This window comes from Nevskia ramosa DSM 11499, from assembly GCF_000420645.1.
Classification (GTDB): Bacteria; Pseudomonadota; Gammaproteobacteria; order Nevskiales; family Nevskiaceae; genus Nevskia; species Nevskia ramosa.
Genome location: NZ_ATVI01000005.1, coordinates 1,057,514 through 1,071,219, shown reverse-complemented (window position 1 = coordinate 1,071,219; position 13,706 = coordinate 1,057,514). Strand labels below are relative to the sequence as shown.

The 13,706-nt window shown below is 53.9% G+C and carries 12 protein-coding genes; 8 read left to right on the top strand and 4 right to left on the bottom strand.

The features are described from left to right. The first annotated feature begins 153 nt into the window (after positions 1–153). From G513_RS21550 to G513_RS21535, 8 genes are all read left to right on the top strand, one after another. Entirely contained in the window at positions 154–1,458 is a 1,305-nt protein-coding gene (locus G513_RS21550; RefSeq protein WP_022975819.1) for an ABC1 kinase family protein, read from the top strand. A gap of 452 nt (positions 1,459–1,910) precedes the next feature. Continuing rightward, complete coding sequence (locus tag G513_RS0105475) at positions 1,911–2,894, top strand: UDP-glucuronic acid decarboxylase family protein (protein ID WP_022975818.1); 984 nt, start codon at positions 1,911–1,913, stop codon at positions 2,892–2,894. Between the two features lie 30 nt (positions 2,895–2,924). Beyond that, positions 2,925–3,899 (top strand): UDP-glucose 4-epimerase GalE, encoded by a 975-nt coding sequence (gene galE / locus G513_RS0105470; RefSeq protein WP_022975817.1) that lies wholly within the window; start codon positions 2,925–2,927, stop codon positions 3,897–3,899. A 40-nt stretch (positions 3,900–3,939) separates the two neighbouring features. Further along, the gene (gene galE / locus G513_RS0105465; protein WP_022975816.1) at positions 3,940–4,926 is read left to right on the top strand and encodes a UDP-glucose 4-epimerase GalE; all 987 of its coding nucleotides are present in this window, start codon (positions 3,940–3,942) and stop codon (positions 4,924–4,926) included. Positions 4,927–5,026: 100 nt separating this feature from the next. Beyond that, positions 5,027–5,794: a sugar transferase gene (locus G513_RS25345; RefSeq protein ID WP_084711348.1), complete on the top strand. Its 768-nt coding sequence runs from the start codon at positions 5,027–5,029 to the stop codon at positions 5,792–5,794. Positions 5,795–5,926: 132 nt separating this feature from the next. Further along, positions 5,927–7,276: an oligosaccharide flippase family protein gene (locus G513_RS0105455; protein ID WP_084711347.1), complete on the top strand. Its 1,350-nt coding sequence runs from the start codon at positions 5,927–5,929 to the stop codon at positions 7,274–7,276. Further along, positions 7,273–8,568: a rhamnosyltransferase WsaF family glycosyltransferase gene (locus tag G513_RS21540; RefSeq protein ID WP_022975813.1), complete on the top strand. Its 1,296-nt coding sequence runs from the start codon at positions 7,273–7,275 to the stop codon at positions 8,566–8,568. Before G513_RS0105455 ends, G513_RS21540 begins: the two co-directional genes overlap by 4 nt. Beyond that, complete coding sequence (locus tag G513_RS21535) at positions 8,558–9,532, top strand: class I SAM-dependent methyltransferase (RefSeq protein ID WP_022975812.1); 975 nt, start codon at positions 8,558–8,560, stop codon at positions 9,530–9,532. The genes G513_RS21540 and G513_RS21535 overlap by 11 nt, the downstream gene beginning before the upstream one ends. A 29-nt stretch (positions 9,533–9,561) precedes the next feature. Here the strand turns inward: G513_RS21535 and G513_RS0105440 are convergent, their stop codons facing one another. From G513_RS0105440 to G513_RS25340, 4 genes are read right to left on the bottom strand one after another with little or no spacing between them, the layout of a single operon-like run. Continuing rightward, positions 9,562–10,479, bottom strand: a complete 918-nt coding sequence (locus G513_RS0105440) for a glycosyltransferase family 2 protein (protein WP_022975811.1) — start codon at positions 10,477–10,479, stop codon at positions 9,562–9,564. Beyond that, positions 10,476–11,516, bottom strand: a complete 1,041-nt coding sequence (locus G513_RS0105435; protein ID WP_022975810.1) for a glycosyltransferase family 4 protein — start codon at positions 11,514–11,516, stop codon at positions 10,476–10,478. The genes G513_RS0105440 and G513_RS0105435 overlap by 4 nt, the downstream gene beginning before the upstream one ends. 49 nt (positions 11,517–11,565) lie before the next feature. Then, entirely contained in the window at positions 11,566–12,834 is a 1,269-nt protein-coding gene (locus G513_RS25655; RefSeq protein ID WP_169560519.1) for a hypothetical protein, read from the bottom strand. An 8-nt stretch (positions 12,835–12,842) separates the two neighbouring features. Further along, entirely contained in the window at positions 12,843–13,700 is an 858-nt protein-coding gene (locus G513_RS25340; protein WP_169560516.1) for a glycosyltransferase family 2 protein, read from the bottom strand. Positions 13,701–13,706 lie beyond the last annotated feature (6 nt).

Sequence of the window (13,706 nt, the reverse complement as noted above, 5' to 3'; positions counted from 1 at the left end):
ACGCGATACGGTCAGGTCCCGGAGCGGCGGGTGAATAGCGCACCGCACCGCCGGCGCCGGCTGGCCAATCCGACATAAATGGCCAGCCACCCGGCAGCTCGGCGACCGGGTTATAAGTGCCGCATTCCTTTTGACCTCGAATCCGCCTGAACTATGGCGATCAAGACGCGCGGTACCGGCGGGCGCAGCACTCGCATTCTCGGGGTGGGCCTACGGACGCTCGGACGCTCGGTGCTGAACCGGCTACCCGGTGGCGACCGAGTACAGCGCACGGCGCAGTACTGGGCCGACGTCGGCGAGGACTGGGCGCGCACCCTGGCCGAGTTGCGTGGCGCAGCGATGAAGATGGGCCAACTCGCCTCGCAGTACGCAGACGTGCTGCCGCCTGCCCTCGCCGAACAACTTCGCAAGTTGCAGCGCTCGGTCGAGCCGCTGCCGTTCTCGGACATGCAGCCGCTGCTCGATGCCCAATGGACGCCAGCTCAGAGGAAACGCATCCGCTCGGTTGACCCCGTCGCGATCGCTGCGGCGAGCATCGGCCAGGTCCATCGCGCGGTGCTGTCCAACGGCGCGCCGGTGGTCATCAAGCTGCGCTATCCGGGCGTCGACGAAGCGGTGGATTCCGATGTCGAGCAACTGCGCCGGATCATCGGTCTGTCAAAACTGCTGCCAGTCGACGGCGAGGCGATCGACTTGGTGATGGATGAGGTGCGCGATCGCTTCCGTGAGGAAACCGACTACGGCGCGGAGCTGGCACACCTCAAATACCTGCGCAAGCACGCGAAGCTGCCGGGCATCGTTTATCCGAAACCGGTCGAAGCGCTCTGCGCGGACGGCATCCTGGTGCTCAGCGAGGAGTCCGGGGCAACGCTGGAAGAGGCAAAAACCTGGCCGCAGCCACTGCGTGATGCCCTGGGTCTGGCGCTCTGCCGCTGGGTGACGCACGAGATGTTCGTCGCCCTCGCCGTCCATGCCGATCCGCATCCCGGCAATTTCGCCTTCCGCGAATCCGGTGACGTCGTCATCTACGACTTCGGTTGCGTGAAGCGACTGACCGCTTCGGTGGCCGAGCAGGTCGTCCTGCTGCTCAATGCTGCGCAACAAGCCCGTTGGCAGGACTTGCATGAGCATCTGAGCGCACTCGGCGGCATCAGCGAGGGCGTCACTGCCGAGCAGCTGATGGCCTTCTATGAAGAACTCGCGCGCCTGATCCTGTGGCGGCTGGGCGAAGCCGAGTACTTCGATTTCGGCGACACCCGGTTCATCGAGGACATCCGTGGCGCCATCAAGCGCAATCTCGGCCTGTCCTTCAAGTTCCGACCGGTTTCCGACCTGCTGTTCGTGCTGCGCGCCTTGAGCGGGCTGTATTGGACTCTGCGGGCCCTGGGTGCGCGGGTGCCGGTGACCGCGGTCCTCGCCCAACATGGCGTGAACCTGGCAGGAGGCAATTGCGAGTAAACAGGGGCTTAGCCTCGCCGGAAACTTGATCGCGAACCGTGCGCGAAGTCTCAGCTCGGGCTGGAAACCGAGTCGTAAAGGCGACGACAGGTATCGGTCAAGTATTTGTTTGGGTTAATATTTATTACTAAATACTCTAAAATTTTTCATGACGTGCGCACCAAACTGAAATGGCTCGGTCAAAAATATGACTTGAGAGTTGCGATGAACGCTTCCCTCTGCCGTGAGCTAATTGAACCGCGAATCCGAAACCCGCGTTCCCCAACGTCGAACGCCGGGAAACATCCCTTGTTCAGCTGAGTCCCGGCGATCAAAAATCCCGCCTTGCGTGCTTGGGTTTTGAATCGGTGCAGCACGGCGGCTGGCTTGTTCGGGTGATAATTCATAACTCTCCGTGAGCGCGGTATCCCCGGCCATGGCAAACACTCAGTCATTCAAGGAACAGATAACGAATGGGAACAAAGCGAGAATTCGGACCACAGCGCATCCTCGTTACAGGCGGTGCCGGCTTCATCGGCTCCCACCTATGCGCACGGCTGCTGGCCGAAGGACAGGAAGTCCTCTGTGTCGACAATTTCTACACAGGATCTCGTGAAAACCTGCATCCGCTTCTAAACAATCCTCGTTTCGAGATGCTGCGCCACGACGTCACGATGCCGCTTTTCGTGGAGGTTGATCAGATTTACAACCTCGCGTGCCCCGCGAGTCCGGTGCATTACCAGTTCGATCCAGTCCAGACCACGAAGACCAGCGTTCACGGGGCAATCAACGTACTCGGACTGGCCAAGCGACTCAAATGCCGTGTCCTGCAGGCATCGACCAGCGAGGTTTACGGCGATCCTGAAGTTCATCCGCAGACGGAAGACTACTGGGGTCATGTCAATCCGGTGGGCTACCGGTCCTGCTACGACGAAGGCAAACGCTGCGCGGAAACGCTGTTTTTCGACTACTACCGCCAGCACAAGGTCGAGATTAAAGTCGCTCGGATTTTCAACACTTACGGTCCGAACATGCACCCGAACGACGGGCGCGTTGTCTCGAACTTCATTGTCCAAGCACTGCTCAACCGTCCGATCACCATCTACGGTGAAGGCCAGCAGACACGCTCTTTCTGCTATGTCGACGATCTGGTGGACGGTTTGATTCGCCTGATGGCGTCGCCCGCCGACGTCACCGGTCCAATCAACCTCGGAAACCCCCATGAATTCACGATTCGTGAACTCGCCACCCAGGTGATCGAGTTGACCAATTCGTCCTCGAAGCTTGAGTTCTTCCCGATGCCCCCGGATGACCCGAGACAACGCAAGCCGGATATCACCCGTGCGCAAACCCAGTTGGGTTGGCAACCGCGGGTGCAACTGCGAGAGGGTCTGACCCGGGCGATTGCCTACTTCGAACGCATGGTTCGAGAGCAGCGACGAGAAATGACCGTCTGATCCTTCGTGCGAAAAATATCTTCAAAACCAATGCGGTTACTGGTGTGTGGCGGCGCCGGCTATATCGGTTCGCACATGTGCAAGCTCCTTGCCGAACATGGCCACGAAGTCGCTGTCGTCGACAATTTATCGACGGGTCACGCTGCGGCCGTGCGTTGGGGCGAACTCCACGTCGGCGACATTGGCGACGCAGCGTTTCTCGATCGCGTTTTTGACGACTTCCGACCAGAAGGCGTGTTGCACTTCGCTGCCAAATCGATCGTAGGGGAATCGGTAACAGATCCGGCGATTTACTACCTGAATAATTTTTCGTCTTCGCTGAATCTGTTTGAACGAGTTCGCCGAATCCCGGAATGTCCGCTGATCTTTTCGTCGACTGCGGCGATTTTCGGGGTGCCGCGCAGCGATCTGATCAACGAGGCTCATCCCAAGTATCCGATCAATGCTTATGGTCGCTCGAAGCTTGCCGTCGAGCAGGTCTTGCAGGATTACTGGACGGCCTATGCCATGCCCTCGATGTCGTTCCGCTACTTCAACGCAGCAGGTGCTGATCCGGCAGGCAATATCGGCGAGGCACATCATCCCGAAACTCATCTGATCCCGCGCGTTTTCGACTCGATCCTCGGTCGGAGTTGTGCGATGAAGATTTTCGGCGACGACTACGAAACTCCGGACGGCACCTGTGTCCGCGATTTCGTGCACGTGAATGATCTGTGCAACGCACACCTCCTCGGACTGGAATTCCTGAAAGTTCGTCGCGGAGCGCTGGCGTTCAATCTTGGCAACGGCACAGGATTTTCGGTACGCGACGTCCTGAAAGCTGCCGAAGAGATCACTGGCGTCGCAGTGCCGCACGAATTCACTGACCGGCGCCCCGGAGATCCCTCCAGGCTTGTGGCTGACTCCTCCTTGGCGAGGGAGTCTTTGGGTTGGACTGCCCGTTATTCCGAACTGCCGGACATCATGCAAACCGCCTGGGCCTGGCACAGAGACCGAAAATTTTGAATCCGCGCTTTTACGCACCTCTGAACATGGAACGCCGCTGGTGACCGACGCTCTCAAGACCATTCTGGTGACCGGTGGCGCCGGCTACGTCGGATCCCACGCCTGCAAGGCACTTGCAGAGTCGGGCTATCAGCCTGTCGTCTACGACAACCTCAGCCGCGGACATCGCAAAGCCGTCAAATGGGGTCCGTTGATTGAGGGCGACATCCTCGACCGCGCACGGCTTGAGCAGGTATTGAAGGACGTCAAACCGATTGCCGTGATGCACTTCGCCGCATTTGCCTATGTCGGCGAATCGATGGCTGAACCCGGCTTGTACTTCGAGAACAACTGTACCGGCACTCAGAGGCTACTCGAAGCAATGCGGGCAGCAGCCGTTCGCACGCTGGTGTTTTCTTCAAGCTGTGCCGTGTACGGCGGCATACATCAAGCGCCGATCGATGAACGTACTATCTGTGAGCCGGCATCGTTCTACGGCCGGACCAAACTGAATTGCGAACACCTGATCCAGGCCTACGTCCGCGCACATGGTTTCAGTGCCATCGCCCTGCGTTACTTCAATGCCGCCGGCTCGGATCCAGATGGTGAAATCGGCGAAAACCACGACCCCGAACCGCACATCATCCCTTGCGTGCTCAGAGTCGCCGCTGGAATTGAACAGAAGCTGACGCTGAATGGCTCGGATCACCCGACGATCGATGGCACCTGCGTCCGTGATTTCGTTCATGTTAGCGATCTGGCTCACGCTCACAGCCTAGCGGTGGCCCGCGCTTTGCTTGCAGAGCCTGTATTCGAGATTTTCAACCTCGGAGTTGGACAAGGGTTCTCGTTGAACCAGATTGTTGAAGCGGCACGCCGAGTCACGGGACGCAGTATCCCGGTAACCTATGCAGACCGTAGGGAGGGAGATCCTCCATATGCCGTCGGAAAGGCAGACAAAGCCCGAGCAATCTTGGGCTGGTCGCCCCGGTTCACGGAGATTGAAGCCTCACTGCAACATGCTTGGGCCTGGATGATGAGCCGCTGACCGTTGTGCGGTGCGTCACGAAGTAGTCATTGAATTGCTGGCACTGTTTTAGAAATTTGATGACGAATCTCCCAATTTCAAAGATTTGAGAATCTCCTTAATGTCAAGCACCGCAGAAACGAGGACCGCAGACAAGAACGCACTGGCTCGTTCTTCCCATGCTGCTTCGTCGACCACTGTTCATTCTTCCCGCGTGCATGTCGGCAATCCACCGCGTCGTGACCGCCTGACGAGCCAGTCCAGCGTCGAGCGAGGGTTGTTGCGGGGATTCGCCGAACGGAGCCTCGACATTGCCTTCGCACTCAGCATTGGTCTGGCACTCAGTCCTGTGCTCCTTGTCGCCATACTTGCATTGGGATTTTCCGATGGCCCGGTTCTGTTCAAGCAGGCCAGGCTCGGTCGTGGTGGACGCTTGTTCCATGTCTACAAGTTTCGGACGATGGTTCCGAATGCCTCGGAAGTATTGAACGACCTTCTCGAAAGCAACCCAGAATTGCGCGCTGAATGGGAGCGCGACTTCAAGCTCAAGGATGACCCTCGCATCACTACCCTAGGACGCTTCCTGCGTCGTACCAGCCTTGATGAACTGCCGCAGCTTTGGAACATCATGAGCGGTGACATGAGCGTCGTTGGCCCACGCCCGGTGGTGCCGAGCGAAATCATTCGCTACGGAAGATTTGCCAAGCATTACTACGCCCAACGTCCCGGTCTGACCGGCTTGTGGCAGGTTTCCGGCCGCAACGATGCAAGCTACGAGCGCCGTGTGGTGCTTGACGCGTTCTACTCGAAGAATCGCTGCCTTGCCTTGGATCTGAGCATCATGCTGAAAACGGTACGCGTTGTGATCAAAGGCAGTGGCGCTTACTGAAAACGTCGCTCTTTTTGCGACGAAAATTGCAGCGTCCGGCGACTACATAAAACTGCTGGCCACTTGCAATTAAGGCTTCCCGCAAAGGCTGTTAAAAGCTCAGATGGAAAGCCGGGACTACAATTTAAGCGGTTGATCGCATTGCTGGTCAATGTTGCTCTAAAGCGCGTGTCATACGTTTACAACATGGCAATGGCGTTGATTCTTGCATCACAGCGCCCCTCAAAAATGAGTCTGATCCGCAAATTCGCAAGCCTTGCTGTACTTCACGGTGCAACACTGCTTCTGCCGCTGTTGATGTATCCCTATCTTTCGCGAAAGCTCGGACCGAGCGGGTTCGGGGAATTCGCGGTATCACAGGCGATAATTCAATACTTCATCCTCGTGGTCGACTACGGGTTCAATCTTTCTGCAACCCGCGACGCCGCGCTCTTGGCTGGCAAGAAGAACGAATTGACAAGACTGTTTTGGTCCGTATTCCGGGCTAAAGCGGCACTTGTAGCATTGTCAGCTGCAACGGTAATCGGATTCATTTTTCTGTTTCCGGATAGCCAACTGTCTCATCTCGTGATTCTTCAGTTTCCGCTTGTGATAGGCGCATGGCTATTTCCGCTTTGGCTGATGCAAGGCCTCGAAAAACTTACGGAGGCCTCCACACTTTCGATCATTGCTCGTGCGTCGGCAGTTCCAATCGTCTTCATGCTGGTCGACGACGAAGGTGATCTTGTGTGGGCTGCATTGTCGTTCGGTGCAAGCGGCATCCTTCTGGCCGCGTTTGGTGTATTCATGACTTGGCGTATCGGTCTAGGACCGGCTACGCCGGCTTCGCGAAGCGACCTGAAGGAGCGGCTTTCGCAAGGCTGGCCACTGTTCCTGTCGTCAGCCGGTGGCAGCCTATACTCGGCGACGAACATTGTGCTGCTGAGGCTTGTGGTGCCAGGTGCTGAGGTAGGTTATTTCGCGGCCGCGGAAAAACTACGCACAGCGGCAATAGGCTTGATCCCGATCATGACAAATGTGCTGTTCCCGTCCTCTGCACGCCGAATAGATGAAGACGCCACTTCGTTTCTTCATCAACTAACTACGCATTCACCAATCTTAGTTGTCGGAGCACTGGCATTTATCGGCATGATCGGTGGCGCGCCGATCTTCCTTCCATTGCTGTTCGGTCAGGAAATGCGGCCAGCTGTTCTCGTGCTCCAAATCATGGCGTTTTCCGCACTCGTGATTCCTGTAAGCCACATTATTGGCATTCAGTTCTTCGTCGCGCGCGGCTATAACCGGCATTTCTCTTACAGCCTGATCGGTGCAGGCGTCATCAACCTGATACTTCTTCCTCTGCTTAGTTTCTACTTTAAAGCGAACGGTGCGGCCGTCAGTCTGCTGATCACTGAAATTATAATCGCGCTATCTCTGGTTGCGCTTTTTCGCAAGATGACCCGAGCGGGAGCATTCTCTCACAATGCCCCGAGGATCTCATGAGTCGCATACGATCCGCTTTGCGGCACTTCTTGCCCGGAGCAGTCAATAGCGCGAAGGCGATCATCCGGCGATTCGCCAGATACGGCATAGGAGACATCGGTAACTTCCCTGTGCGCTACCAAATCGGTCATAGCAGGCGGGCAAGAATCAATCTGGTAGTTCCGGTGCTGTCACAGAAGAACGCATTCGGCGGGGTTGCAACGGCGCTTCGCTTCTTTGAAAGACTCCGTGGGCGGTTCCCCATGGCGCGAATCATCGTCACTCAAGAGTACGGCTTCGAGTTCGAGCCCCACCACTGGAAACAATGGCTGGTCAACCAGACCGATAACGGCCGGAGGCACGCATTGGAGATCGTGTTTCTCAACGGCAGGGATAAACCCTTCGATATCGACGACCGCGATTTCTTCGTTGGAACTCACTGGACGACGGCCTTTCAGATCAAGAAGTGGCAGTTTGAATGCGCCGCGCAACTTGGCATAACTAAGAAACCATTCCTGTACTTCATCCAGGACTTCGAACCAGGCTTTTATGCTTGGTCCAGCGAGTACTTGCTCGCCGACTCCACTTATCGCCCGGCAGACGATATCCTCGCAGTGTTCAATACTCGGCTGCTACATGACTACTTCCGCCTGCGCTCGTATCACTTTCTTGACGAGCATCATTTCCAGCCGAAGCTCAACCCGAAGCTTGCGGCAGTTCTGGGCGATCGAAAGGAAGTCGAGAAGAAGAAGCTAATATTGGTCTATGGTCGGCCGACGACTGCACGAAACGCTTTCACCTTGCTGTTAGCTGGGCTTCGGCACTGGGCGATGACGGATCCGCAAGCAGCACAGTGGACCGTTTTATCGCTCGGCGAAACACATCCGCCTTTCGATCTGTCGCCGTCCGTACGCCTCACTTCGGCAGGCAAGCTGAGTCTTGACCAGTATGCCCAGACCCTACTTGATGCAGCCGTCGGTTGCTCATTGATGGTATCGCCTCACCCCAGCTATCCTCCGCTGGAAATGGCTGCATTCGGCGCCACGGTAATTACCAATAACTTCGAGAATAAGGACTTATCGATCTACAGCAGAAATATAGTCAGCCTCGCCGAAGTCTCACCGGAAAGCTTGTCCGTTGCGCTCTCGTTTTGTTGCAAGCAAATGGCCGAAACCATGCACGCAACGATTCCGCAATTGAAAGGCCTGCTGAGTGCGCAGGATCAGGACGAGTTTCCCTTCGTCGACGCTCTGGCGAACCGCTGGCTAGCTGTATCACCGTCATCCGAGGCTGTGAATCAACATGCACACTGATAACTCCACGTTTGCTTGCAGGATCTGCCTGGCAACCGGTGCCTTTTCAACTTGGGACGCTCCCGAAATGATGTTCGGGACTCGAGAGACATTCCTCTATTTTCGTTGCGGTGCCTGCGGCACATTACAGATCAATGACATTCCGGATGACATCGGGCGTCACTATCCACCAGCCTACTATCAAGACTCCGAGCCAACGCCAGCCAAGCAGGGATTCATCGGAACGCTATATCGGATGCGCAACGAGGCGGCCGCCTCCGGTAGTCGTTTCGGTTTGGGAGCGATACTCAACTACTTGACCTCCGACGAGATGCTCCAATCAGTTGGTTTTTCCGGTGTCAAGCGCGACAGCCGGATACTTGATGTTGGCTGTGGCCCTGGCATCTTGCTTAAGCAGTTGCGTGAGCTTGGTTTCAGTAATCTCGAAGGCCTCGATGCCTATCGCCCAGCCGACCTTGACGAAGCCGGCCTCAAGATTCGAAAAGGACACATCGAAACCGTCGACATCCCAAGCCAAGGCTACGACTTGCTCATGTTTCATCACTCGCTGGAACACGTGCCAGAACCCGCAGTAGTGCTGCGCCGGGCGCGGCAGTTCTTATCGCCCGCTGGGAAGCTGTTGATCCGGATACCGGTGTCCGATTCGTTTGCTTGGCGTCATTATGGTGTCGACTGGGCACAGCTCGATCCGCCGAGGCACTACTACCTGATGACAGATCAGGCGATGGCTGTAGTTGCGAAAGCGGCTGGCCTGACTATCGAGAGGAAAATGCGCGACTCCGGTGCCTTTCAGTTCTGGGCTAGCCGCAATTATCGCGACGGCATCCCGCTTCGTCGCAAAAATGAACCGTCGGCAATTGCACCACGTGGTTTCAGCCGTCTGTATCTGCGGCTAGCTTCGCTTGTGCTCAATGCATTTGGTCAAGGCGACCAAGCCGTGTATGTACTTAAGCCGGTGCGCTGATACCAGAGCTTTTCAGCTGAAGGCGTGCTTCATGGCCCCTGGAGCCAATACGTGCGCGACATGCTGAATCGCTTCTTCCACGATAGCGGCAACGATTGCTCAAGCTTTCCCAATCGATACCCCAGCGCCTTTGCGCCCGTCCGTATAAGTGCGGAAACGATCAGCAGCGGCTGCCTTTTGGCGAGATACGCGAGTTCGGAACGAACGTAGCGCAAACCTTCCTTCTCGGCCTTGCCGAAGGTTTGTTGTAGCCAAGGCTCACGGGCGTGGAATACGCCGATATCGAAGCTGCGCCGGAAATCTTCCTTCACGGAGTAATCGTGGGAGTGATGGACACAGGCGTCGGCGCAGTAAGCCACTGACCACCCCCTCATCAACATCTTCGCAGTCGCGTACATATCCTCCCCGAAGATCACATTGCCCGGGAAGCCACCAACGCTGAGAAGCGCGCTGCGCCGATATGCTGCAAAGGAATTCGAGATAAATGCTGTCTTGATGCCGTAACGGTCGCGGTCGCCAAGCGATTTCGTATGGCTCGTCGCCGGATAATTGAACACCCGCGCGTGAGCTCCGATCGGCCCAGCATCCTTGTGCGGCAACTGCCGTCCGTAGGCAGCGCCGACCGATGAATCGTCAAAGCTGCGGACGAGGGCAGCGATTGCACCCGGACCAGCCAGCAACGCGTCCTGCGTGAGGAAGACAAGAATCTCCGCATCGGGAAGCAGTTCAACTCCCCGTTGCCGGGTTCCCCCGTGGTTGAACTCTCCACGAGCGATCACCTGTACACGCAGACCAGCTTCGCGTGCCCGATCGACCGTCGCATCTTTTGACGATGAATCGATGACCAGCGTCGCACCGGCCCAACCCTGCTGCGCCCTCAGGGCTACCAGCCAGTCATTCCACAGGTCTCCGGCATTGAGCGTTGGAACTATCAGGCCTACGTTCATCGCTGACTTGCCCGCTCGAGGATCGACCACGTCTCGGCAACTGTCTTCTCCCAAGTGAATGCCTTCGCGCGAACGATTCCGCGAGCACTGAGCAGCACCCTAAGCGACTGGTCCTCGATCAGACGAAGCAGACCATCCGCTATCGCATCGACATCAAAGGGATCGACCATGACGCCCGCGTCGCCAACCACCTCCGGCAACGACGTGCGATCACCTGTCAACGGCGGACTGCCGCAGGCCATGGCTTCCAACGGCGGCAATCCGAAGCCCTCGTAGACGGACAGGTAAGGCGACGCGATTGCTCCAGAATACAAAGCCGGCAGCAACTCATCCGGCACATAACCACTCAGATGCACACGTGGCGGGAGGCTTTCGAAAGAAACATCGCCGAACACGAGCTTCTTGCCATGAGCGCCGGCAAGCACCAGCCAAACGTCATCAGGCACACGGTGCTCGATGCGAGCCCAGGCTTGCAGAAGACGCGACAGGTTCTTCCTGGGCTCCAGCGAGCCGAGCGCGAACACATAGTGCGGCGACGGAATTCCGAGCTTCTGCCGCGCTGTCTCCTTCTCCGAAGCATCGCGTTCATAGAAACGCTGGTCGACACCGATATGAACAACCTCAATCTTCGCCTCAACGTCCGGGAAGTAATGAAGAATACGCTCCCGGGTCGCCAGTGAAACCGTAATGACCGAACGGACTCGCCTTACAAGCTTCGGAGTCAGAAACTGATACCAGGCGGCAAAACGGGGGTTGAGCCATTCCGGATGGTCTATCGGCACAACATCGTGAAGGGTGACGACTTGCCGCTCGACCATCCAAGGGCCCGTGTTGCTTGGGCTCCAAAGCAGCCGACCATCCAACTTTGATGGAAGAACAAATTGTTCCCATAGATGTCCGTTGACACCATGGCGAGGCTTCGTTGGAGCGACGGCATGAACTTGATTACCCAAACGGGCGAGCAACTCCAGTGCATACCTTTGAACTCCCGTCGTATGGCCGCCGAGAATTCGTGTATTGACAAGAACATCAGTCATATAGATATGAAAATCTCCACACTGAATAATATAGAAACTCCAATTATCGCTACCTAAAGGATATTTTTGCAGATGAACGATAGATTAGGAAAAATAAAACAAAAACAGATGGAGCAGAGTAAATACTCAATGTCATGCCATTCGAAATTATTCCAATAATATTATTGTATATAAATAAGCAAAATGCCGAAAACAATATCGAATTTTCAGAGAACTCTTTTTTTATGCTATTAAGAAAAGCACCAACGAAAAATCCTATAAGAGAAGAGCCCAAGCAGACCCCCGTCCATCCGAAATTAAAATAACCCCAAAGTGGGGTCGATAATCTAAATCCTCCAGATGCTATCTCTGAAATATCGTCAGTATCATTGCTTACAGAAAGCGTCCACACAGAGGGATTCCATTGAAAGTTAAACGGAACTAATCCACCCAAAATTGTTCGTCCAAAAGTAAATTTCGGATCGACTTCAAAACTTGTCAATAGCATCAGCTGGTCAGAGATATCTGGCGCACCATTCGAAATAGATTCAGTAATAGATTCAGTTCCATAGATTGCGGAAAAGGCCGAATTATCTATTAATAGTGCAACTATTAGATAAGACAAACTACCTATTATCGTTACAAATACGCATCCAATAGGATAGAGGAAGAAAAACTTATTCTTTGAGGCCCAAACAAGACCAATGACACTTACTAAACCAATAAACGCACTTCCGCGTGTCAGGGCGGCAGTCAGTGTCAAAACTGTACACACCGATATTACCAACGCAATGTGCTTTTTTTTATCCCACCATAACGCAGCAACCATTGTGAATATCAACAATATTATCTGAAAGGAGAATCGATATAGCCAAGCGATTCGCTGATAGGATTCTTGATACTGGCCTTTAAAAAATTTAGCCGAGAACGGTTCGTCGGCGAACATGGGTATGAATCCCATAATTGCGAATGAAACCCAAATTCCCAGCAAGCCAGCTAAGCCGAGAATGATGATTCTTTGTGGAAGGACTTCGTTTAAAAACTTTCGATTGTTTCTCAAATAACTAACGGTCTTCTTTAAACGAACTGCTTTGTAATTTCCTCCTATCAAAAGGCCGGTCGCGTATAAAATTCCGCCAAGAAATTGAATCATCACATACTGACTAACAATATCGTACGAAAACTTGTCAAGCGTCGGTGTTATGGCAAGAGGGATGATATAAGCAACAAAAAGCAAGCCAAGTGATGTGTGCGCTGGAATGTTCCACCGGCTGGGCCATATCAGATAAGTTCCGGCGGTCTGGAGAGTAACCCCCACTATTAATAGAATTGATAACATAATAGAAACTATTTTTCTATTAAAGTTCTGTACGAAACTGAAATAATTCTCTTCGCGCCAGCCCAATCTCTGTAAGATACTCGCTTTATAAATCGACCTAAAGTTCCGATGAATATCGGAAAAAACGGGAACTTGCCATGCTTTTTAAAGAATAACCATGCTGATTTATTAAAATATTCAATCAATAGCGGATTACTTTTCCCAAGGCTCGCCGATTCTTTATGAAATACAATAGACTTTTCAGCAACTAAAATCTTCCATCCAGCTCTTTTCAATCGAAAATTAAGGTCGACATCTTCCCAATACATAAAAAAATTTTCGTCGAATTTTCCCACCTCTTGTAAGGCTTTCTTTCTAAAAAGAAGACTTGCGGCTGTTAGATAGAAATTTGATGGCTGTGGCCTCGCTTCCTTAAAATGTTTTGTTGTTCCTAGCAAAAAATTCACTTTTCCACCGCCCCAAGCCTGAATTTTGCTGGCGTCATGCATGTACTTCAGCACCGATCCGACCGCGCCCAAACTCTCATCATTCTCGATTTCTTCTACTAAATGTCGAAGACATTCAGCGTCGAGCTTTGTATCGTTGTTCAGCAACCATATGTACTCGAAATATGGTAATGCTTTTTCTATTCCTATATTGCAGCCGCCACCAAATCCGAGATTTCTATCGCTTACTAGTACATCAAACAATATTTCTGATCCCTTCAATATGGCAACGGAATTATCAGTCGATCCGTTATCGATCACGAATATTTTTTTATTTTTGTAAGAAATTTTGGTCAAAGACTCGAGGCAAGCTTGCGTATCTTTCCAGCCGTTCCAGTTGACCAAAATAATCGCTACCGATGGCTCTACAGATAAGTTCATGTTATT